At 71.1% G+C, this 20,937-nt stretch carries 23 protein-coding genes; 20 read left to right on the top strand and 3 right to left on the bottom strand.

All coding sequences use genetic code 11. The annotated features are described in order from the left end of the window. Positions 1 to 281 precede the first annotated feature (281 nt). The 11 genes from ACXN5W_RS19480 to ACXN5W_RS19430 all read left to right on the top strand — a co-directional run bounded on the left by ACXN5W_RS19480 (position 282) and on the right by ACXN5W_RS19430 (position 13,488). On the top strand, positions 282 to 722 hold the full coding sequence (locus ACXN5W_RS19480; protein WP_473159758.1) for a pilin: 441 nt from the start codon (positions 282 to 284) through the stop codon (positions 720 to 722). Then, positions 722 to 2,701, top strand: a complete 1,980-nt coding sequence (locus ACXN5W_RS19475; protein WP_473159757.1) for a TrbL/VirB6 family protein — start codon at positions 722 to 724, stop codon at positions 2,699 to 2,701. The genes ACXN5W_RS19480 and ACXN5W_RS19475 overlap by 1 nt, the downstream gene beginning before the upstream one ends. Then, entirely contained in the window at positions 2,698 to 3,624 is a 927-nt protein-coding gene (locus ACXN5W_RS19470) for a PrgI family protein (protein WP_473159756.1), read from the top strand. The genes ACXN5W_RS19475 and ACXN5W_RS19470 overlap by 4 nt, the downstream gene beginning before the upstream one ends. Continuing rightward, the gene (locus tag ACXN5W_RS19465; protein ID WP_473159755.1) at positions 3,621 to 5,417 is read left to right on the top strand and encodes a VirB4 family type IV secretion system protein; all 1,797 of its coding nucleotides are present in this window, start codon (positions 3,621 to 3,623) and stop codon (positions 5,415 to 5,417) included. Before ACXN5W_RS19470 ends, ACXN5W_RS19465 begins: the two co-directional genes overlap by 4 nt. 117 nt (positions 5,418 to 5,534) lie before the next feature. Beyond that, positions 5,535 to 6,815, top strand: a complete 1,281-nt coding sequence (locus ACXN5W_RS19460; RefSeq protein ID WP_473159754.1) for a hypothetical protein — start codon at positions 5,535 to 5,537, stop codon at positions 6,813 to 6,815. Positions 6,816 to 6,877: 62 nt separating this feature from the next. Continuing rightward, on the top strand, positions 6,878 to 8,422 hold the full coding sequence (locus ACXN5W_RS19455; RefSeq protein WP_473159753.1) for a type IV secretory system conjugative DNA transfer family protein: 1,545 nt from the start codon (positions 6,878 to 6,880) through the stop codon (positions 8,420 to 8,422). Between the two features lie 53 nt (positions 8,423 to 8,475). Further along, entirely contained in the window at positions 8,476 to 9,306 is an 831-nt protein-coding gene (locus ACXN5W_RS19450; protein ID WP_473159792.1) for a replication-relaxation family protein, read from the top strand. Then, the gene (locus ACXN5W_RS19445) at positions 9,294 to 10,346 is read left to right on the top strand and encodes a M23 family metallopeptidase (RefSeq protein ID WP_473159752.1); all 1,053 of its coding nucleotides are present in this window, start codon (positions 9,294 to 9,296) and stop codon (positions 10,344 to 10,346) included. Before ACXN5W_RS19450 ends, ACXN5W_RS19445 begins: the two co-directional genes overlap by 13 nt. Before the next feature lie 431 nt (positions 10,347 to 10,777). Then, entirely contained in the window at positions 10,778 to 11,965 is a 1,188-nt protein-coding gene (locus ACXN5W_RS19440) for a MarR family transcriptional regulator (protein WP_473159751.1), read from the top strand. A 277-nt stretch (positions 11,966 to 12,242) separates the two neighbouring features. Continuing rightward, positions 12,243 to 12,707, top strand: a complete 465-nt coding sequence (locus ACXN5W_RS19435) for a hypothetical protein (RefSeq protein WP_473159750.1) — start codon at positions 12,243 to 12,245, stop codon at positions 12,705 to 12,707. A 250-nt stretch (positions 12,708 to 12,957) separates the two neighbouring features. Then, positions 12,958 to 13,488, top strand: a complete 531-nt coding sequence (locus ACXN5W_RS19430) for a hypothetical protein (RefSeq protein WP_473159749.1) — start codon at positions 12,958 to 12,960, stop codon at positions 13,486 to 13,488. Between the two features lie 43 nt (positions 13,489 to 13,531). On the opposite strand, the gene ACXN5W_RS19425 is transcribed toward ACXN5W_RS19430, so the two are convergent. Genes ACXN5W_RS19425 through ACXN5W_RS19415 form a run of 3 tightly spaced genes read right to left on the bottom strand, consistent with a single transcriptional unit; the run spans position 13,532 to position 15,219 of the window. Beyond that, positions 13,532 to 14,131: a DUF3885 domain-containing protein gene (locus ACXN5W_RS19425; RefSeq protein ID WP_473159748.1), complete on the bottom strand. Its 600-nt coding sequence runs from the start codon at positions 14,129 to 14,131 to the stop codon at positions 13,532 to 13,534. Next, on the bottom strand, positions 14,128 to 14,631 hold the full coding sequence (locus ACXN5W_RS19420) for a hypothetical protein (RefSeq protein WP_473159747.1): 504 nt from the start codon (positions 14,629 to 14,631) through the stop codon (positions 14,128 to 14,130). The genes ACXN5W_RS19425 and ACXN5W_RS19420 overlap by 4 nt, the downstream gene beginning before the upstream one ends. 6 nt (positions 14,632 to 14,637) lie before the next feature. Beyond that, positions 14,638 to 15,219 (bottom strand): hypothetical protein, encoded by a 582-nt coding sequence (locus ACXN5W_RS19415; protein ID WP_473159746.1) that lies wholly within the window; start codon positions 15,217 to 15,219, stop codon positions 14,638 to 14,640. Positions 15,220 to 15,309: 90 nt separating this feature from the next. On the opposite strand from ACXN5W_RS19415, the gene ACXN5W_RS19410 reads away from it, so the two are divergent. From ACXN5W_RS19410 to ACXN5W_RS19370, 9 genes are all read left to right on the top strand, one after another. Then, a complete protein-coding gene (locus ACXN5W_RS19410) occupies positions 15,310 to 15,612 on the top strand; it encodes a hypothetical protein (protein WP_473159745.1) in 303 nt (100 codons plus the stop codon). A gap of 173 nt (positions 15,613 to 15,785) precedes the next feature. Continuing rightward, the gene (locus ACXN5W_RS19405) at positions 15,786 to 16,772 is read left to right on the top strand and encodes a DUF932 domain-containing protein (protein WP_473159744.1); all 987 of its coding nucleotides are present in this window, start codon (positions 15,786 to 15,788) and stop codon (positions 16,770 to 16,772) included. A 142-nt stretch (positions 16,773 to 16,914) separates the two neighbouring features. Then, positions 16,915 to 17,391, top strand: coding sequence for a hypothetical protein (locus ACXN5W_RS19400; RefSeq protein ID WP_473159743.1), 477 nt, complete (start codon positions 16,915 to 16,917; stop codon positions 17,389 to 17,391). A gap of 245 nt (positions 17,392 to 17,636) precedes the next feature. After that, positions 17,637 to 18,104: a hypothetical protein gene (locus tag ACXN5W_RS19395; protein WP_473159742.1), complete on the top strand. Its 468-nt coding sequence runs from the start codon at positions 17,637 to 17,639 to the stop codon at positions 18,102 to 18,104. Continuing rightward, positions 18,101 to 18,427, top strand: a complete 327-nt coding sequence (locus ACXN5W_RS19390; RefSeq protein ID WP_473159741.1) for a hypothetical protein — start codon at positions 18,101 to 18,103, stop codon at positions 18,425 to 18,427. The genes ACXN5W_RS19395 and ACXN5W_RS19390 overlap by 4 nt, the downstream gene beginning before the upstream one ends. A gap of 28 nt (positions 18,428 to 18,455) precedes the next feature. Next, complete coding sequence (locus ACXN5W_RS19385; RefSeq protein WP_473159740.1) at positions 18,456 to 18,872, top strand: hypothetical protein; 417 nt, start codon at positions 18,456 to 18,458, stop codon at positions 18,870 to 18,872. After that, positions 18,872 to 19,537: a hypothetical protein gene (locus ACXN5W_RS19380; RefSeq protein WP_473159739.1), complete on the top strand. Its 666-nt coding sequence runs from the start codon at positions 18,872 to 18,874 to the stop codon at positions 19,535 to 19,537. The genes ACXN5W_RS19385 and ACXN5W_RS19380 overlap by 1 nt, the downstream gene beginning before the upstream one ends. Next, entirely contained in the window at positions 19,534 to 19,926 is a 393-nt protein-coding gene (locus tag ACXN5W_RS19375) for a hypothetical protein (protein WP_473159738.1), read from the top strand. Before ACXN5W_RS19380 ends, ACXN5W_RS19375 begins: the two co-directional genes overlap by 4 nt. Positions 19,927 to 20,136: 210 nt before the next feature. Beyond that, a complete protein-coding gene (locus tag ACXN5W_RS19370) occupies positions 20,137 to 20,781 on the top strand; it encodes a hypothetical protein (RefSeq protein WP_473159791.1) in 645 nt (214 codons plus the stop codon). The last annotated feature ends 156 nt before the right edge of the window (positions 20,782 to 20,937 follow it).

The following is a 20,937-nucleotide window of genomic DNA, read 5'->3' as shown; positions in this document are numbered from 1 at the left end:
GCTTTCCTGGGCTGCGGATTTCCAATCCGGGGCCCGGATTTGTAATCCCCTAGTGCGGGATTCTTCCGCGTAGGTGACCTTGTTCCGACCGGACCCGTTGACGGCGCTGACACCCCGCACGGTCCCCGGCCCACCGCCATCGCTGGTGAGGAGGACGGCCGCGCCGGTCGGCACCACAGGTCACCCCGCATCGCCCGGTCCCGCCTTCACCCAAACCCACTCGCACACCTGCGCCCCGCCGCGGGGCTGCGTCGGCGTGCGCACTGGAGGTGCCCAACCCTATGAATCACCATCCGTCTCCGCGCCCCGAGGCGGTCCGCCGCCTCGGGGCCGGCAGGCGCGGACGGCCATTGATCCGCTGCCTGCTCCGATACCGTCCTCGGACTGTCCGCGTCGCGCTGATGCTGCTCGGTGCCGCCGCGGTGACCGCAGTCCTCGTCACCGTGCCACATCCGGCGTGGGCGGCCGAGCCTGCCCCGGTAGTGCTGGCCGCCGAGTCGATCGAGGAGGTCGCCAACAACATCCGGGCCTGGCTGATCGGCATCCTCGTCACCGTCGCCACACTGTTCCTGACCGTCGGCGGGCTGCGCTATCTGGCCGCCAACGGTGACCCCGGTGAGGTCGAGAAGGCCAAACTCGCCCTGCGGTCCGCCGCGATCGGCTACGCCCTCGCCCTGCTGGCGCCGCTGTTCGTGACCATCGTCGGCGAGTGGGTGGCCTGATGAACCTTCTCGTGATCCGATCCCGCCGTACGGCTTGCCGCGCGGCCTTGCTGCTGCTCGGCGTTGTAGTCCTCGTTGGGCTGGTCCTTGCCGTGGCCGGGCCGGCGCACGCCGAGCCGAGCCCGGCACCCGGGCCGCCCTCCACCGCACCCGGCACGCCCTCCGCCGAACCTGGGCCGCCGCCGACGCCCGGCCCGCCGTCGGGAGCTTCGCCGCAGACAGTCGATGACCCGGCCTGGTACGACGTCGGCGGGCAGATCCGCAAAGCCGTCGTGGACCTGGTTGTGTGGACCGCCGAGCAGGCGTTGCAGCCGGTGATGGACGCCCTCGGCGCATCGTGGCTGTCCACACCGGACCTGACGAGTAACGAGCATGTCACCGCGATCTGGACGACCAGTCTGGTCACCGCCAACGGCGTCCTGGTGCTGTTCATCGTCGCCGGTGGGTTCCTGGTCACCGCCCGGGAAACCCTGCAAACCCAGTACGGCCTCAAACAGCTGCTACCCCGCATCGCGGTGGGTGTGGTGGCGGCCAACGCCAGCCTGATCATCGGGCAGAAGGCCATCGAGCTGGCCAACGCGCTGACCGTGGCCATCGCCGGTGACACCGTCGACGGCCCGACCGCCGCCACCGCGATCCGGCAGATCGCAGACAACGCCCTGCACGGCAACGGATTCCTGATGGTGTTGTTGGCCGTCGCCGTGATCGTGATGTGCCTGGTCCTGCTGTTCACGTTCGTCCTGCGGCTGGCCGCGCTGGTCATCCTGCTCGGTATCGCCCCAGCGGCGCTGATCTGCCACGCCAGCCCCCTCACCGAAGGCATCGCCCACCTGTGGTGGCGGGCGTTCGTGGCCTGCCTCGGCCTGCAACTCGGTCAGGCCATCGTCGTGATGGCCACCGTGAAGGTGTTCCTCACCCCGGACGGACCCACCGTCCTCGGTATCCCCTCCACCGGGGATGGGCTCCTCGGCGTCGTGGTGTGCCTGACCATGCTGTGGCTGCTGATCAAACTGCCCGGCTGGATGCGGCAGTTCGTCCTCGGCCCCCTCGGACAACGCAACGGCCGAGGACTGCTCGGCCAGCTCATGCACACCTACCTGACCATCAAAACCCTCGGCGCGGCCACCGGACTGCTCCGCGGCGCGGGTGCGGCCCGGACCGCCGGACCCACGACACCTCGTCCACCCGGCCCCCGCCCGTCCACGGGCGGCCCCCGTCCCCGTCCGCCCCGTCCACCTCTTCCGCCCCATCCGGGGCCGGCTACCGTCCCGCCGTCCCCGCCGGGACCGGTGGCCTTCAGCCACGCCCCGATCACCCACACACCGCTACCCGCACCGTCCGGGACGAACACCGCCCCCACCTTCAGCCACCCGACGACCCCGTCCACCCCACCGCCAGCACCGTCCGGCGGCGCCCCGGCCGTACAGTTCTCCCACCCAGCCCCTTCCCAGCCGAGTCTACCGGCTTCGACCATCCCACCGGCACGGGTCGCCTTCAGCGACGCGGTGACCACGACGCCGAGGGCAACGCCGGGCGCTGGGGCACCGGCGGTGACGTTCTCCGCCGCACCGGCGCCACAGAGCGCTCCGCGCCGGCCACCTGCCCCGGTCACGCCGGTGTTCTCCGCAGCACCGGCCACGCCGGTAGTCGGGGGGTCACGACGAGCCTCGACCCCGGCATCACGGCCTACGGCAGCGCGCCGCGCCACCCCGACCGGACAACCCACCACCAACCCGTCCGCCGCCCGGCGGACCCCGTCCACCAGCGCGCCCTGGCCCCGTCCACCAGCCCCGTCCGTCCCGCCGTCTCCGGACGGTCGACCGGCGGCAGCCCCGCCGCGCCCATCCCCGGCTGCTGGCGCGACCTCGGCGGATTCGTCCGCCGTCCGCACCGAGCCGTCCCCACCGTCCACGCCGTCGGCTCGGCCGTCCATCCCCACCCGGCGTCAGCCGTCCACACGCAAGGGTGATCAACGATGAGCCGCCACAGCGACGAGGCTCCGATGCGGGCTCGGGTGCCCGCCGACATCGAGCGCCCTGATCGGATCGCGTTCGGCATGTCCGGTCGGCAGTTAGTGATCCTGGCCGTCACGGGCCTGCTGCTGTACGCGGCGTGGACGGCGGTGGCGACACTCGTGCATCCGCTGGTGTTCCTCGCGGGGGCGACGCCGGTCGCCGCCGGGGCGTTCCTACTCGCGGTCGGCCGCCGCGACGGCATCAGCCTCGACGCCTGGGTCTTGGCGGCCCTGCGGCACCGCCGCAATCCACGCCGACTCGTGCCGGCCGACGGACCGATCATTCCAGCCCCGGCGTGGGTCGCCACCACCACCGGGCCAGGTGACCGGTTCCCCCTGCCCGCACCCTTGCGGCTGCCCGCGAAAGACATCACTCCGGAGGGGTTGATCGATCTCGGTGCGGACGGCACCACCGGCCTGGTCACCGCCTCGACAGTGGCCTTCGGGCTACGAACCCCCGGGGAGCAGAACGGTCTGGTGGCCGGGTTCGCCCGCTGGCTGCACAGCCTCGACGGCCCGACGCAGATCGTGGTACGGGCGCAGCGCGTCGACCTGACCTACCTCGCCGACCGGTTCCTCACCGCCGCCCCCGGCCTGCCGCACCCCGCGCTGGAAGAAGCAGCCCGCGCGCACGTCCAGTTCCTCGATGACCTGGCCGCGCGGCGCGAGCTGCTGCACCGGCAGGTCACCGTCGCCGTGCGCAGCCGACGCGGACCGCACCACACCGCGCGCCACGCGGCCGAGGCGGTGCGCGCCCTCGGCGGCTGCGAGGTACCTGCCCGGGTTCTTGATGGCCCCGAGGCCACGGTGCGGCTTGCGGCCAGCCTCGACCCCACCGCCCCGCCCCTCACGCCCTACGCCACACCCGCTGGAGGTGACGACCTGTGAATCTGTTCTCCACACTGCTACCGACACGGCAGCGTCCCGCGCCCGAGTCGGCCACAATCCTGCCCGGTTCCCCGGACGCCGTGGAGGTCGACGGCCGACACGTGCGCGTCGGGGACGGCTACAGCGCCACGCTCGCCGTTGTCGGCTACCCGGCCGAGGTCGGCCCGGGGTGGGCTGAGCCGCTCCTGTCCTACCCGGGGCTGGTCGACGTCGCCTTCCACATCGAACCGGTCCCGCCGGCGGTGGCCTCCGACCGGCTGCGTACGCAGCGCGGCCGGTTCGAGTCCTCCCGCCGGCAGGACGCGGCCAAGGGCCGCCTCGACGATCCCGAACTCGACGCCGCCGCGGCCGACGCCGCCGACCTGGCTGGGCGGGTCGCCCGAGGCGAAGCTCGGCTGTTCCGCCTCGGCCTGTATCTGACCGTCCACGGCACCAGCCCCGACGACCTCACCCAGCGAGTGGCCGAGGTGCGGTCCCTCGCATCCTCGCTGCTGCTGGACACCGCACCGGTCACCTGGCGGCAGTTGCAGGGCTGGATCAGCGGCCTACCCCTCGCCTACGACGCGCTCGGGATGAAGCGGCGGGTCTTCGACACCGACGCCCTCGCCGCGAGCTTTCCGTTCACCAGCCCCGACCTACCCGACACCGCCGCAGACAGCGGCATGGGCGTGCTGTTCGGACTCAACCTGCACTCGGCCGGAGTCGTCGTCTGGGACAGATGGGCGCAGTCCAACTACAACGCCGTCATCCTCGCCCGCTCCGGCGAGGGCAAGTCGTACCTGGCCAAACTCGACCTGCTACGCAACCTGTGCCTCGGGGCGGAGGCGTTCGTCATCGACCCCGAAGACGAATACCTGCGACTGGCCGACGCCGTCGGCGGCACCGTCATCCGCCCCGGCACACCAGGGGTGAAGATTAACCCCCTCGACCTGCCGCCCGGTGACGACGACGCCCTCAACGACCGGGCACGATTCATACACACGCTCATGACCGTGATGGGCAGCGGTGACACCGCCGTCAGCGCACCCCTGCCCGGCGACGAGGCCCGCTCCCTCGATGTGGCAGTGCTCGCGGCGTACCGGGCCAAGGGCATCACCACCGACCCGCGCACCTGGAGGCGACCGCCGCCGCTGCTGGCCGACGTGATGGCCGCCCTGGAGGCGACCGACGACGCCGGCCGCCGAGTCGCCGCCCGCCTGCACCCCTACGTCGCCGGCAGCATGAAGGGCCTGTTCGACGGACCCACCACCACCGCCGCCCGAGGGCACCTCGTGGTATTCGCCATCAAAGACCTCCCCGAGCAACTCCATCCAGTCGGCACGCTGCTCACCCTGGACACGATCTGGCGCACCGTACGCGGCGCGACCGCCTCCGGCGCTCGCCCAGATGTGCTGCGGATGGTGCTGGTCGACGAGGCGTGGAAACTGCTCTCCGGCGGACGCGGCGGCGTGTTCCTGGAAACCCTCGCCAAGTCCGCCCGCAAGTACGGCGTCGGCCTGACCGTCGTCACCCAAGACGCCGCCGACGTGCTCGCCACCAAAACCGGCCGCGCCGTCGTCTCCAACGCCGCCACCCAAGTGCTACTACGGCAGGCACCGCAGGCCATCGACGCCGTGACCGAGGCGTTCGGGCTCACCGACGGCGAACGGGCATTCCTGCTGTCCTGCCAACGCGGAGACGCGCTCCTCACGGCCGGGTCGGCGCGGGTGGCCTTCCACAGCCACGCCGCCGCCACCGAGCACGAGTTGATCATCACCGGCCCGGTCGCCGGCCAGCCTGCCCGCCGCCGCTGACCCGGCCCACGAGCCTCCCTCCACCACCGCCGATCGGAGTCCCCGATGGTTCCCATCCCTGCCCTGTCCCCATCCCCGCCTCCGGAGCCCACCGGGTGTGTGCCTGGTCAGGGCGGCGTGCCCGACTCGGTTGTGGGCGAGCTGCTGTGTGGTTCTTGGGGCGACGACGCCACCGACGCCGTGTGGCATTTCGTCCGTGACAGGTGGCCGATGCTCCTCGCCGCCCTGGCGGCGCTCGTCATCTTGCGGCTCGGGTGGATGGTGTGGCGTCGGCGGGTGTGGCGGCGGCACGCCGCCGGAGCACGGTGGCTGGAGATCACCCCACCGGTGACCGCCACTCCAGGCGCGACCATCGGCGTGTGGCGGCTGTTGGCCACGGTGTTGCCCGCGCCGCGCCGCTGGGCGCTGCGCCCGCCCCGCCTCGTCTGGGAGGTCGCCGCCGACCCGGACGGGATGCGCTGCGGGCTGTGGCTGCCACCAGGGGTCAACCCGACCGCCGTCGTACGGCTGCTGCAACGCGGCTGGCCCGGCGTCCGCGCCGAACAGACCACCCCACCGGCCGTCCCGACGACCGGGGCCGTGGCCGCCCTCGCGGTCTGGCCCACCCACCCGGAATGGCTGCCCCTGGTCGAAGACGCGTCCCCACCAGCGCGCCGGGGCGTAGACGCGGGCGCCCCCGAGGACGACCAGCTACGCGCCGTCTACGGCGGGCTCGCCTCGGCCGGGCGCACCGGCGGCGCGCTCCTGCAAGTCCACCTCGGCCGGGCACCAGCGCACCGCCTGCGGCTGCTACGCCGCGCGATGACCAACCCACAACGCGCCCGCCGCACCCGAGGGACCGCCCGCGCCGCCGGGCTGCTCGCCGATGGGCTGCGAGCGCTGATCCTCGGCGTCCTGAACATCGTCGCCCCCGGCCCATCCAGCACGAGGCGACGCACCAACCCGACCGACCCGTACACCGCCGAGTTGGCCCGGCAAGCGCGGGCGAAGTACGCCGACGCACCACACCTGCTCGTCGCCGTACACGCGGTGGCCGCTGGCCCCACGAAGGCCGCCGCCGTCGCGGCGGCGGCCGACGTCAGCTCCGGGTTCGGGCTGCTGTCGGCGCACTTCACCCGCCGCCGGCTACGTTCCGGCGCGGTCGCGGCGGCCGACCGGTGGGTGCCCGAGGGCCGGATGTGCCTTGTCTCCGTCGCGGAAGCCGCAGCCCTCGCCGGGCTACCCGCCGAACCTGCCGCCTACGGCCTACCCGGCGCGGCGTCACGGCGTCGGCCTGCCACCCGCGAGATCTTCCGCGCCGCCCCGGCACCGCGCCGCCGGCCGCTCGCCGACCCACGAGCCCTGTCGCAGTGGCGCGACGAGCACGACGAACCGCCGACCATCTGGAGCACACCGTGAACAAGATCGAATCCAGGGCTGTCATGTCGAAATCCCGTCCGGAGGGCCGCAGGCTCAACCTGGTGCCGCTCGATCAGCGGCATGGCCTGGGCGGCAAGGTCATCGGCGTCGCCAACGCCGGCCCGAAGATGCGCGTCGGGATCTCACTGCCGGACTGCCGGTACCACGTCCACTGTCTGGGGCCGACCGGCACCGGCAAGACCACCCTGCTGATGAACATCATCCTCGATGACGTCGAGGCGGGCCGGGGTGTGGCCGCGTTCGACCCGGCCAAGGGCGACCTCATCCGAGACCTGCTGGACCGGATGCCCACCGCGGCCGGGGACCGCCTCGTGCTGATCGACCCGGACGAGCGGCACGCGCCACCGGCGATCAACCTGCTTGACCCAGCTGTGCACGGCGGCACCCCACACGACGTAGCGGCCAACGTGACCGCGGTGATGTCGAAGGTGTGGGCGCGCTGGTGGGGCCACCGCTCGGCCGACATCTGCTACCACGCCCTACTCACCCTCGCCCATCTGGAAGGTTCGACCCTTGCCCAGTTGCCGCGGCTGTTGTCCGACGCGAAGTGGCGCGCTGAGCGGGTCACGGCCGTCGTCCGGGGTTTGAACGCGTGGGAGGGCACCACCCTGGCCGAGTTCTGGGAAGGCTTCGACGGCCTACCCGCCGGGCAACGTGCTGGCCTGATCGCGCCGCTGCTGTCGCGGCTGCGGCTGGTACTCGCGCATCCGATGGCGAACTCACTGTTCGGCGTGCCCGCCACGACGTTCTCCTTCGCCGACATCCTCGACGGCGGCGTGCTCCTGGCCCGGCTCCCCAAAGGAGTCATTGGCGAGGACGGCACTCGGCTGATCGGGTCGCTGCTGCTGGCCGGGTTGTGGCAGGCCACCACCGCCCGCGCCCGCATCCCGGAGAACCAGCGGCCGGACGCCATGATCGTCCTCGACGAGTGCCACAACTTCCTGCACCTGCCCATCGGTATCGATGACGCCCTCGCCGAAGCCCGCGGCCTGCGCACCTCGTTCGTCCTAGCCCATCAGTACCTGGGCCAGTTGTCCGGGGAGATGGTGGAGGCGATCGACGCCAACGCCCGCAACAAGGTGTATGCCGCCCTCGCACCCCGCGACGCCATCGACCAAGCCCGCCACCTACGCCCGTACCTGGACGACGGGGACCTGATCCGCCTCGGCGGCTACGAAATCGTCCTCCGGCCGGTCGCCCACGGCCGGGTGGTACCACCAGTCACCGCCGACACCGAACCACCCCCACCCCCGATCAAGCACAGGTCCACCGAACTGCGTGAGGCGGCACGGGAGCACACCGGCCTGTCCCATGCCGAGCGCAGGAAGCTGCTCGGCACCGCGGTGACCGCTGCCGCCAGCACCGACGAGGACACGTCGACCGAGGGCCCGGTTCCGGAGCTGGTCTTCCGCAACACCTTCGCGATGCAGGGCGAGCGGTCTAACGAGGCGTCTAACGAGCCGTCAAACGAGCGATCTAACGAGCGATCTAACGAATCCGAACGCTCGTTAGAACCTGCCCCCTTGAACACGTCATACGCGCACGTCACGCACGTTGAGGAGGACTGGTGGACCGGAACCGACTGATAAGAAATATCACTCCTACCAGCACTTCACGATCCGCCCCGTTCGGTGCCCGCCTGACGGCATCCGTCGTAGCCGGCGAACTCACCCGGCTCACCCCCCGTGACCGGCTCCTGCTCGACCTGCTCGACCAACACAAGACCTTCACCACCGACCAGCTCGTCGACCTCACGTTCGGCTCCGTCGGCCGCGCCCGCGCCCGGCTCAACACCCTGCTGTCCCGCGACATCCTCGACCGGTTCCGCCACTACCAACGCCCCGGCTCGCAAGCGTGGCGGTGGACCCTCGGCCCGGTCGGCGCGGCCATCGTGGCGGCCGGACGCGGTGACACGCTGCCCCGCCCCGCCGCCGTACGCGACGCCACGGCCCGACTCGCCATGTCCCCGACCCTGGCGCACCTGCTGACCGTGAACGGATTCTTCGCTGCGCTGACCGGACACGCCCGCACTCACGGCGGCCGGTTGGCGCGGTGGTGGAACGAGGCCCGCTGCCGGGAAGCAGTCGGCGCCATCGTGCGGCCCGACGGTCACGGTGTGTGGGCCGACCACGGGCGGGCGGTGCCGTTCTGGCTGGAGGCCGACCTCGGTACCGAAACCCTGTCCCGCGTGGTCGGGAAGCTGGCCGGCTACGCCGCACTACCGCCCCACCGGGCGTATCCGGTGCTGTTCTGGCTACCCACCGCCGCCCGGGAGGCCAACCTGCACGCCCACCTCCGGCGGGGCGGGCTGCCGGACGGGGTCACCGTGGCAACCGCCGCCGCCGACCATGCCGCCGCGCACGGCGGCCCGGCGGGCCCGGTGTGGCGCATCGTCGGGCACCGCGACCGGGTGAGTCTGGCCGACCTACCCGCACCGGGCGGGAACGGTGGCGCGCCGTGGGACGAGTAGCGGTCTGGGTCACGGCCGGGGCCGTCGGATTGCTGCTGTTGCTCACCGCCGCTACCGCCGGGGTCGTCTCCTCGGTATTCGGCGGTGGCGGTGGCGGGGGTAGTTGCGTCGGCGCGGTCACCGTGCCGGGTGCCACCCCGGCGGGGTTGTCGGCGGAGCAGGCCCGTAACGCCTCGGTGATCGTGGCCGTGGGTGAGCGGATGCGGGTACCGGTGCGCGGGTGGGTGGTCGCGGTCGCCACTGCCCTGCAGGAATCCTCGTTGATCAACCACGGTGACCTCGGCCCGAACAACGATCATGACTCGTTGGGACTGTTCCAACAGCGACCGTCGCAAGGATGGGGCACCCCGGAACAGATCATGAACCCCGACTACACCGCCGGGAAATTCTACGAGGCACTGTTGCGGGTCCCCGGGTGGGAACGGCTACCGCTCACCGACGCGGCACAGCGGGTGCAACGGTCGGCGTATCCGGACACCTACGCCCGACACGAGGCACGAGCTACCGAGATCGTCGCGGCGTACACCGGCGGAACACTGCCCATGTGTGACGGGGCGCCGATCAGTGCCTCCGGGTGGACCCGCCCGGTGGCGGGCACGGCCGGTTCCGGCTTCCGCACCGGCGACCGGCCGGGCCACGATGGGGTCGACATCATGGCCGGGAGAGGCACCGTCATCCGGGCCGCGTCCGGCGGTGTGGTGGTGCGCGTGCGGTGCAACATCGGCGGTGAGTCATGGGACGCTACCGGCGGGCCGATGCCCTGCGACCGTGACGGCTACCCCGGCCTCGGCGGCTGCGGCTGGTACCTCGAGATCCGCCACGCGGGCGACATCGTTTCGCGGTACTGCCACATGGTGCGACAACCGATGGTCCGAGTAGGGCAGACGGTGATAGCGGGGCAGCCTATCGGCTACGTCGGCAGTTCCGGAAACTCCTCCGGCCCCCATTTGCACTACGAGATCCACGAAGGCTTTCCCGCCACGGAGAACAATGCCGTCGACCCCGTTCCTTTCATGCGCGGGAAAGGTGTATCCCTGTAAATTCGTGAAGTGATTTCCCGCACATTCCAAGAAGTCCGCAAGGGGTTACCGTGAGCGCCGCGCGTCCGGTCCGCCGGGCGCGGCGTAGTCGTTTCGACCCGGAAACCGTGACCCCGTAAGACGGTGTGAGCGGCCCCCGTACCGCCGACCCTATGCAGCAACCAGGGAGCCGCGTCGAACGTGTCGCAGCGTCGGACGTGGGGTCGTCAAATGGCGTTTCGGGCGGCGGTAGCGGTTCCTGAATCGAGACCGGAAGCGGCGCTGGGGTGGTCCCCGTAAAGAGTCTTGGGCAACGGGGTTGACAATCGTCGCGTGCAGAGGGTCCATGGACGTGGGCAACAAAAACCGCCCCGGCGAAACCGCAAACAATGCGCACCCCGCGCACGCGGAATCGCTATTGCCGACCCCTATTGCACGGAGGTTTATTCGCCATGTCCACCAACGCCACCACCGCCCCGACCACGACCGCCGCCACCGTCGCCCGAACCCTCGCCAACCACCCCGACGGCATCACCGTCCGGGACCTCGCCGCCGAGGCCGGGGTGGGTCAGTCCACCGCCTCCAAGGCCCTCGCCGCGATGGAGGCCGACGGCACCGCCACCCGCACCCCCGGCCCGACCAACGGCAACCGCAAGAGCGCCGACATCTGGCACCCCGCCACCACCGACGAGGCGACCCCGGGCGACGACGCCGCCGACGCGACCCCGGCCACCACCGACGAGGCGACCCCGGCCCACGACGCCACCGACGCGACCCCGGCCACCACCGACGAGGCGACCTCCGATGACGACGCCGACGCGACCCCGGACGCGACCGACGAGGCGACCCCCGCCGACGAGGCGAACGGGGGCGGCGGGGCGGACGAGTCCGCGCTGCCGGAGGCCCCCGTGTCCGGTGCGCCGGTGTCGGGGGTGCCGGTGGGCCCGCGTCAGCCTGACCTGAAGGTGCTGATCATGGCCGGTGTGTTGGGCGGGCACCCGGACGGCATCACCGCAGACGCGGCGATCAACGAGAGCGGTCTGTCGGTCGCGATGGGTGACACGATCCTCGCCGCGATGGAGGTTGCCGGGGCCGCCCGGCGACTGCCGGTTGACGAGGACGGTAACGAGTTGTGGATCATCGGGGACGGTGACCTCGCCACGGTGGACCCGGCCAACGCCCCGACGCACACCACGTGCCCGACGTGCGGACACGTCCGCAAGATCCGCCGCCCCTCGGCCCGGCGCACCACCGGCACCGGCCGCACCACCGGTGAGATCAACAGCGACGGATCGGTGAAGCTGGCTAAGAACGAGTTGCGGCACCGGGTCGAGGCGTTCATGCGCAACCTCGGCACCGGCCACGACGTGACCCCCGGCACCGTCGCGCGTGAGATCGGCGGACGGAGCCCCGGCGCGGTCCGCAACGCCATGGAAAAGCTCGCCGGATTCGGCGTGCTGATCATGACCCGCGAGGCCCCGGAAACCTACGCCCTCGCGGACAACCCGCCCGCCCCGACTGCCGAGGTCCGCGCGTTCATGACCCCGCGGCTCACCGACACCGCCCCGTCCGCCGGTGACGACGCCGGCACCGACGAGGCCACCGCCGACGAGGCCGGCACCGCGCCGGTAGCGGTCTGACCGACCGTCCCGCCGGGGCCGGGCACCACGCCCGGCCCCGGCACCCGCACGCCCACCCACAAGCACACGGAAGGAACGGACAATGACCGCCCCCCACGGCCACCCCGACCACGGCCACCCCGACCACGACGCCCACGGCCCGACGCCCGTGCCGGGGTCGCTACGTTGCCCCGAATGCAAGGAACCGGCCCGACCCATGCCGCCGCGTGACTGGCCCCTGAACGGATTCGTCCCGCGTCCGGCCGCGTCCCACCACGACGGCACCCCGCTATGCCCGGTGCCCGGCCCGAACGGCTCACAACCGGCCAACCCGGTCGGTGTTCCGGCACGCCTGACCATGTGGCAGGCCGTACGGCAATCGTGGCTCGTCCATCCTGATTGGACTGTCATCGATCACCTCGATTGGCTCGATGGCGAGGGCTATGACATCGGCACCCTGACCGGCGACCCGGCTGAGGTGGTCGGCCGATGGCTGGCCGAACACCGCCGTACCGCCCCGCTGTCCCTACCTGCTGATGATCCCCGCGTGTACGTGGTCGCCGGAGCCGACATGGTGACCCTGTTCGACAACCCCGACAGCGCCGGCCTCCATCACGCCGTGATGGAAACCGCGGGGCTCGCCGCACAGGTCTACACGCTGAGCGCGACGGAATGGGAACGCATGGCGTACCTGGTGCGGGTGGGCAACCCCGGCCGCGTCATCAACGACACGCGCCCCGGCCACCCGGGCGACCCGGCATGACCCGTCCGCCCGCCGACGTGCCAGACATCCCGCCCTCGCTGGCCGCGCGCCCGTACGACGGGCGGTGCGGCCTACCCATCCCGCCGGTCAACATCCACCCCAACCCGACCGGCGGCGAGTCGCACGTAGACTTCACCACGATCAACACCACCACCTCAACCCGCCTCGCCGGAACGATGAGAGGCTGTCGCCGCAGGACATCGACCGGCGGGCGAAGCACGGCAGCCGCAGCCTGTCGTAGGCTTCGGCGGTGTCCGAAACGAGGCTTGCCGTGGTATTCGCTGACCACGGGCAGTTCTATCTGCAGGATGTCGAAGCCCACGACCAGGAGATGCGCTCCGGTGGCGCGATGGATCCGGATCGCGCCCCGGCAGGATGGACCCACGAAGCGGTCCAACTACACCGCATTGGTGTGGAGCCGCACTCGATCTCGGTCGGCACGGCTCGCAGCGACTTCGTCGAGACAAGCCTTCAACTGCATGAGGCGCCCCCACCGGAGCTGCCACAAGCAGAACACATCGTCGAGGCGGACCTGCAGATCCCCACGGGGGCATTATCCGTTCACGGCTGCTTCGAAGACCCCGGACCCGAGCATCGCGTCAATATCTCGGCCGGCCGATATCGCGTGCGTGTGTCATACGTACCGTCTGACCCGCCAGAGGTAGACGGGAATCCGGACGAGCCCGGTGATTACTTCCGCTACTGCGTGGAAATGTGGCCAGCGCCCGAGCGAGTAGATCTGGTGGTGATCAGGCAAGGACCGAGCCCGTGGGCCGGTTGACGGCAGACCCGAGTCGTTACTCCTCAACCCGCAAGGTCGGGCGTCACAGTCCGGCCGGATGCCCGGACAGCCACTGAGGATGCCGCCTCCGCAGCTCATCTCGGTCGGCCGGGCTTGGAAGGACCACGTCGGCACCACCGTCGTACGGGTGATAGAGCCACCGCAGGTCCGACGGGCCGATGATCACATTGCTCAGCTCGTCGTCCGCCACCGCGCGAAGCAAATCGTCCAGGACGCCCGGCTGCCAAGTCCGACGACTGGCGAACAGATGCCAATACACCTGGAAGTCGGGTTCATCGTCCGGATCCGGCTGGACCGTGGCCCAGTACACGCCATCCGGGTCGAGCCGCGCCAGCAACGGGGAGCGCTGCGCCGGAGGGTCGTTCTTGCCGGTCCAGTCGCAGGTGATGACGATCAGCGAGTCGCCGGGTGACAGCTCGGTCAACACCGTGTTGTGGCGATCGAGAATGATCCCGTACTCGTCGGCGTCGTCGGCATACCGCTTCGACCCGGGGAGGCTGTGGAAGCGCACCCACCGCTCGGGATAGCATCCCCGTAGCTGGTGCGCGAGCGCAGGACACTGCGGCCACCGCCGCTGCCACGCCGCGCGGACGGTGTTGGCCAGCGCTGACGCGGGCATCACGCCTCATCCTGCCTCGACCAGCGTCGCAGCATGCCCCGAGCCTCCTGGCGGTGACCCTCGTCCGCGCCGACGTCGGCGGCCAGCGCGGTCAACACCTCCACGGCCTCACACTTCCTGTCGCGCTCCTTCAGCAAGTCGGCCAGCCACAGCCCGGTGCGAGGCAGGACAACTGTCTCCAGACGCAGCGCCGCCTCGTCACCCCGACGCACCCAGTACTCCGCCAACGTCACCCCGGCGCGGTCATCACCGGCCAGCGCCATCTCACGCAGATCCGCCACCCGTCCGGCCTCGACCAGCAGCTCCATCAACCGGACAAACGCACACCGGTGTCCCTCGTCCACCATCTGCCGCAACTCTGCTTCACGCAGCTCGGTCAGCAATTGGTCAGCGCGGTGATGACAGGTCAGCTCGTCGTCGGCCAGCGGACAGCGGTACCTGTCGCCGAGGTACGACCATCCGTCATACCGGGGGTCATCGGCGTCACCGCGGAACTCAACCATCGACCTTCACCCGACCAGCTCCCGCCAGAACGGTACCGTCGCGTGCGGCTGCCAGCGCGGATCGTTTCGATCGAGGCCCTCGCCGGCGCCGAACTCCTGATGGATGTAGTCCACCAGGTTGACGCCGTAGAAGATGATGTCCGTCTGATACATAGACAAGACAGGATGGTCGAACGTTCCGCGCCCGGCCGGCAAATAGCGATGCGAATACACCGGGATCATCTGCGGCACAGAGAGTAGCCGCTTGCCCGCCACTGCGAGCGCCTCACCACGATCGGCTGGCCGGACTCCCCACTCCTCATGCCAGAACGCGTTGTGTTCGACATCGAACAACACGCCCTCTACCGGCCAGGCGAGACGATCACGGAGTTGCTCGACCTCGCCGTCACGCCAGTCCGGCCAGCCTCGGCCCACCGGCAGACCGGCCGAGAGGAACGCCCGGTGATCATCGGCGAACTCGAACCCGAACCGCTCCTCTACACGGCCAAGTTCCGTTGCCGTCAAACCAGGCTCCAACTCAACGCGGCGTTGCTCAGCAAGCCGCCTCGCCGCCTCCGCGCCGAGGAACATCCCCTCGCTGTCGATCACCGAGCCAGGCTACCGGCCACGAATAGTGCACGCTGCTGATATTTCCTACCCCCAGTAGCGTTCCTCGGTGGGCCTCGGGCCGCTGAGTTGATGCGCTACGCGGACCCGCCGGGGCATCCCGAGTGCATGAGCGCCGCCCTGTCGTTGTGTCCGCATCTGGCGCTCGGTCGGCACCGCCGCGCCCGTGCCGACCGTCCGGGGGCGGGCATCATCCCGCCGGGGTCGCACGGCGACAAACCCGACCGGTACCTGTTGGGGATCACCCGCGACTACCGCACCCGGTTCATCCCCGAACACGGGTTCGCCGTGTACCTGCCGGCCCCGTTCAAAACCGTCCGCGCGTACGCGTACGGCCCGGACGGGCGCCTACGGTCAGCCACCGTCACCCGGTAGGCCACGCCCGGCGGCGGGCGCCAGATTCGCCGCAGAAACCTCGATCGACTCGAACCGATCGTCTTGATCGGCCGGTGGAGGTAGGAAAGATTGTTTGTGACGGCGCGGCCGGGGGATTGCGACCCCCGGCCACGCCGCCCGCCAAGACACCACGATCCGGAAGGGGTGCCACCGTGGCACACGAACTCGAAACTCTCGCGAACGGGCAGACCGCGTTCGCCTCCGCGCGGCTGTCCGCCTGGCATCAGCTCGGCACCGTCGCCGAGGCGTGCATGACCGCGCAGGAGGTCATGAGCAAGGCGTGGCTCGGCGGCTGGGAGGTCCGCAAGATCGCCCTTCAGGGCATCGAGATCACCGAGCGGGGCGTGACGAAGGTCGACTGCCCCGACAAGTACATGACCGTCCGCACCAACCCCGCCACGGGCGTCACCGAGTACCTCGGGGTGGTCGGCGAGGACTACAGCGTGGTCCAGAACGAGCAGGTAGCCGAGACGCTCAACCTCCTGGTCGACGCCTCCGGTGCGCACTTCGAAACCGCCGGCTCGATGCGCAAGGGCCGGTCGGTGTTCGTGACCATGAAGCTGCCCACGGCCATGCAGATCGCCGGAGTGGACGACCTGGATCTCTATCTCGCGGCCACCACCTCCCACGACGGGACCGCCTCGCTGCGCCTGGATGCCACGCCGGTGCGGATCGTGTGCGCGAACACGCAGGCCCTCGCGTATCGGCGGTCGGTCAGTTCCTACACGTTCCGGCACACCTCGAACGTGACCAGCAAGATTTCCGAGGCGCGGCAGGCCCTCGGGCTGATGTGGAAGGCGTTCCGCGACTTCGAAACCGAAGCCGAGAAGATGATCAACGAGTCGTTGACCATGGGCGAGTTCGAGAAGGTCGTCGCGCAGGTGTGGCCCCTCGCCGACGACGCCTCCGACACCGCGCGCAGCAACGCCAAACAGCGTACGAACACGCTTCGGTACCTGATCCGGGACGCGGACACGCAGAAGGCGATCAAGGGCACCCGGTGGGCCGGGTACCAGGCCATCACCGAGTACGTGGACCACTTCGCCCCCGCCAAGACCGACCTCGTCCGCGCGACGCGGGCGCTGACCGGTGCCGGTGCGGACCTGAAGGCCCGCGCGTTCGAACTGTTGGCGGTCTGAGGTGGGCCGGCATTGGTTCCGGGGTCGGAAGAAGACCTCGGCTGGCTCGGGCACTGGCGCGCACTGCGCCACCGGTACCGCGAAGGTCCAGGCTGAGCCCGTCGTGGTGTCACCGCCCGCACCGGCGCCCACCGTGGAGGCAATGATCTCCCTGGTCAACCAGGTGTGCGCCAACTTCGCGCAGGCCGAGGTCGCCCGCGCGATGGCCGAACACTCGACCAGCAAGGACGAGCATTCCATCCTGACCAGCCGCGCCCAGTGGTGGGAGACGCTCGTCAACGAGCAGTGGTGGGCGCTGGTCAAAGCCCTCCGTGTGGGACTGCCCGGCGCGGCGCAGGTCGAGCGCTTCCAACCGGTCCGACCACTGCCTGACGGTCAGGTCGAGCTGCACGTGCATGACCCCTCGGCCCGCCGCCTCGTCGTGCTACTCACCGCCGAGCAGGCCCTCGCCGTGGGCGCGCACCTGACCGCCACCGGGGCGGTCGTGCTCGACCGGACCGGTCAGCTGGATTCCGGACTACCGCACGTGAAGGCCGCACCGCCGTTCGCCCCCAACGGCACCGTTCGGCAACCGGCGAACCCGCCCGATGCCGCCGGACCGCCCGCCGACCATCCCTGACCGCCGCGACGTGGCGGGGGGGGGGGCGGGGGATCAGCGCAACCAGACAAAAAAAGCAATGACCACCTCCCCCCCCCCCAAATGACCCCCAACAACACCCACACGCCCCCCCCCCCCCCCCCCCCCCCCCCCCCCCCCCCCCCCCCCCCCCCCCCCCCCTCCCTCCCTCTCCCACCCCCTCCCCCCCCCCCCCCCCCCCCCCCCACACCCGGCGACGCCTCTCTGACTCGCCACGGAGTATCCGCATGAATCCAGAACGACTGTTCGACCTCGCGGCCGAGTTCGCCCACGCGACCGGCAACGCCGAACGCTTCCACGCCCGCGCCGCCTCCACCACGGGCGACGACCAGACCACACACACGAGGAAGGCGTCGGAGTGGGAGGCCATCGCCGCCCGCCGACGCGAGTACCTACGCGCCGCGTTGCGCGAGGCACTTCGCGGGACCGTCACGGCTGTACCGGACGCCGAGCTGCCCGTCGCCACCTGGCAGCGAGGTTGCGTCGAGGTCCGCGCCACCACCACCGGCAGCACCCGCACCGTACGCGTCCGATACACCCCGGCCCAGGCCCTCGCCGCCGGAGTCGCCCTGATCGCCTGCGCCGCCATCACTGACGAGCAGGCCGGCAGCACCCTCAGCAGCATCCTCGGCGTCTTCCCGCCCAATCCGGCCGCCGGCGACGAGCCGGCCAGCGGCGGAGGGACGCCGGCATGACGACCTCGGAGAACACCGACGGCATCGGCGACGGGCAACACACCCTCGGTGGCCCGCAGCTCGCGGGCGCGCTCGCCGCGCTCGGCCTGGTCGACCCCGTGTGCGCCGAGGTGCTGACCCTTCTCAACCTGCGCGTCTACCCCGGCGACGCCATCGCCGGGGATCGCACCGCGTACGTGGTGCTCGACGTGCACGGAGTCTCCATCGGCGTCAAACGCCGCACCGCCGACCTCTACCTGCACGCCGACACCACCGAGACCGACGACCGCCTCATCGCGTTCGAGATCAATGGCGGCGGCGAGACCGACCACCCCACCCGCTAGCCCCTCAACTCTGATGAACGGAGTACCGATGTACCGATCCATGGAGGTCGGCGACACCGCCCGAGTGATCACGCCGTCCAACGCCACCGAGTACCGCCTCGGCACCGTCACCGACGTTGCTTACTCCACCCCGCACACCACCTACGCCCTCCGCTACACCCTGCGATTCCCGGACGGGACCGAGCGCACCTACCCGGCCGATCACGTCGTGTGGTGCACCCGTGCCGACGACCGGGCCGCTCTGGAGGCCGCGTTCACCACCGCGTGCGTGGGCCTGCGGGACGCCTGCCGCATCGCCCACGACTTCGACGCCGACCTCAGCAGCGGAACAGCGAGCCTGCTGCGGCGGCTCGTCGACCTCGCCCGCCTGCGCCTCGGGCTGACCCTCGACCCCGCCGATCCCGCCCGGCCGCACACCACTACTCAGGACGGAGGCGACCAGTAATGCCACCGCACTTCCCGCACCCCGAGGAATTCGCCCGTCCGCCCGAGGCGGCAGCGCTCGATACGAGCATGGCGCCGGGGCAGGAGCCGCTCTACTGCCGCCGCTGCCGTCGAGGACTCAACATCCGATACAACGACCTCGGCCTCATCGTCGGGTACCTCCACGCGGCCGAACAACGCGGCCAGCACAGCGACCACCGCCCCGAGCCCGCACCCATCACCGACGTCCCCGATCCGATCATCGAGTGCGACTTCTGCTCCACGCCCGAGGCCGCCTGGATCTACCAATGCGCCAACCAGGTCACCGACGCGCGCCGGATCACCGGGCAAGTGGTGTCCGTCAACGACTACCGATCCCGACACCACGCGGCCAGGGTGCGCCGTACTGACACCGAGCACGCCCTCACCCAGGCGTGGGGCGAGCGCTGGACGGCCTGTCAGGGGTGCGCCGACCTCATCGAGGCCCGCGACCTGTACGGGCTGATCCGCCGCGTGGTCGACGCCCTGCCCGCGAAGCTCAGCCGAGGCAAACACCTGATGCGGACCCGGGGTGAGCTGCACGACAGGTTCTCCGCGGTGTTCGACACCCTCGCACCCGGCCGAGGCCAGATCACCCCCGGCCACCCGCTCGGCATCTGGCCCGACACCGAGGGAGGGGCACCATGACCGCCACGTCGCGACACGAGCGGCCCGCCTTCACCCACGCCAAGGCTCGCCGCCGCCTCGGACCGGTGTGCGGAGCCGACGACGGGCCGCTGACCCGTATTACCGAGGACCCGCACCTCGTGACCTGTCCGGACTGCGAAGGACTGGCCGAGATCGACGCGCTTCCGGACGACGCGACAGCAGGTGACCCCCGCGTGATCGAGTTGCTGCGCGAGGTGAAGAAGGGCGCGTTCCGCAAGATCGACGGGGTGGTGGTGGACGCGACGACCGCCGCCGCGATCCTGACCGTGTACGACGCGCTGAAACCCGCTACCCGGGCGAAGCTCGCTGCTCTGCCACTGCACCGGATGGCGGACGTAGCGTGGCGACTGCTGCGCCCGAAGGTGTAGCCGGGCGGGTCGGTGGCCGGCGAGCACGCCCGAGGGCGCGTTGCGATCCCGACCGGCCACCTCGCCCACTCCGGGCCGCCTGCGGACACACGGCCGCTTCTACCCGAGCCGGGGCGTGCCGCCGATCCTACGGCGAGCCGTACCCGCCTCGACGGCACGGCGCCGGCAGCGAGCCACCACCGGAGGGAGGATGGGGGCGTGGGACGACTCATGATCGGCGGACGGACCGCCCTCGACCGGGCCGGAGTCGCCGCGTTCACCGGTGCGGCCTACTCCACGGTCAACCACTGGCACCGCCACCGCGCCCGATTCGGCTTCCCTCCAGGCTTCCCGCACGACGGCCGCGAGTGGTTCTGGCTCGACGACATCGAGACATTCCACGCCGCGCACCAAGCCGCGAAACGCGCCGAGCTGACGAAGGTCGACCGCCGCGGCGACCCCGAAGACCTCATCGGCTCCGGCGCAGCGGCCAGGGTCCTCGGCTACGCCTCCTACCGCAACCTCCCCGACACCCTGTACGACCACCCTGACCGCGTTGAGGTGCTGCCGGACGGGCGGGTGCGCCGTCTGTGGTTTCGGCGCACCGTGTGGGCCGTGGCCGACGCCCGCACCGGCCGGCAGTCCACCGGCCGTACCCCCGGCACGACCGGTGCCCGCAAGCCGCACCCGTACGCCGACGACCCTCGGCTTCCCGCCGCCATCGCGCTCCTGGCCGAGGCTGACCGCACCGGGCGTGACCGGCGTGGTCTCGGTGTCGCGCTCGCTCAGCAGCTGGGCATCACGCAACGCACCGCGCAACGACTGCTTGCCGCCGCGTACGCGGCGAGCGATACCTCTTCCTGGCAAACGGCCTGAGTACGACAGGTGGGGGGGGGGGGGGGGGGGGGGGGGGGGGGGGGGGGGGGGGGGGGGGGGGGGGGGGGGTGGGGGGGCGGGGGGGGGGGGGGGGGGGGGGGGGTGGGGGGGGGGGGGGGGGGGGGGGGGGGGGGGGGGGGGGGGGGGGGGGGGGGG

It is taken from the genome of Plantactinospora sp. A48 (assembly GCF_055793945.1).
This window is presented reverse-complemented; position numbering and strand designations above follow the sequence as displayed.

Bases quoted from the DNA above. Each gene is read 5' to 3' on its own strand.
- ACXN5W_RS19480 (WP_473159758.1), top strand. From the start codon at position 282: ATGAATCACCATCCGTCTCCGCGCCCCGAGGCGGTCCGCCGCCTCGGG.
- ACXN5W_RS19475 (WP_473159757.1), top strand. From the start codon at position 722: ATGAACCTTCTCGTGATCCGATCCCGCCGTACGGCTTGCCGCGCGGCC.
- ACXN5W_RS19470 (WP_473159756.1), top strand. From the start codon at position 2,698: ATGAGCCGCCACAGCGACGAGGCTCCGATGCGGGCTCGGGTGCCCGCC.
- ACXN5W_RS19440 (WP_473159751.1), top strand. From the start codon at position 10,778: ATGTCCACCAACGCCACCACCGCCCCGACCACGACCGCCGCCACCGTC.
- ACXN5W_RS19420 (WP_473159747.1), bottom strand. From the start codon at position 14,631: ATGGTTGAGTTCCGCGGTGACGCCGATGACCCCCGGTATGACGGATGG.
- ACXN5W_RS19410 (WP_473159745.1), top strand. From the start codon at position 15,310: ATGCGCTACGCGGACCCGCCGGGGCATCCCGAGTGCATGAGCGCCGCC.
- ACXN5W_RS19400 (WP_473159743.1), top strand. From the start codon at position 16,915: ATGATCTCCCTGGTCAACCAGGTGTGCGCCAACTTCGCGCAGGCCGAG.
- ACXN5W_RS19395 (WP_473159742.1), top strand. From the start codon at position 17,637: ATGAATCCAGAACGACTGTTCGACCTCGCGGCCGAGTTCGCCCACGCG.
- ACXN5W_RS19390 (WP_473159741.1), top strand. From the start codon at position 18,101: ATGACGACCTCGGAGAACACCGACGGCATCGGCGACGGGCAACACACC.
- ACXN5W_RS19385 (WP_473159740.1), top strand. From the start codon at position 18,456: ATGTACCGATCCATGGAGGTCGGCGACACCGCCCGAGTGATCACGCCG.
- ACXN5W_RS19380 (WP_473159739.1), top strand. From the start codon at position 18,872: ATGCCACCGCACTTCCCGCACCCCGAGGAATTCGCCCGTCCGCCCGAG.
- ACXN5W_RS19375 (WP_473159738.1), top strand. From the start codon at position 19,534: ATGACCGCCACGTCGCGACACGAGCGGCCCGCCTTCACCCACGCCAAG.
- ACXN5W_RS19370 (WP_473159791.1), top strand. From the start codon at position 20,137: ATGATCGGCGGACGGACCGCCCTCGACCGGGCCGGAGTCGCCGCGTTC.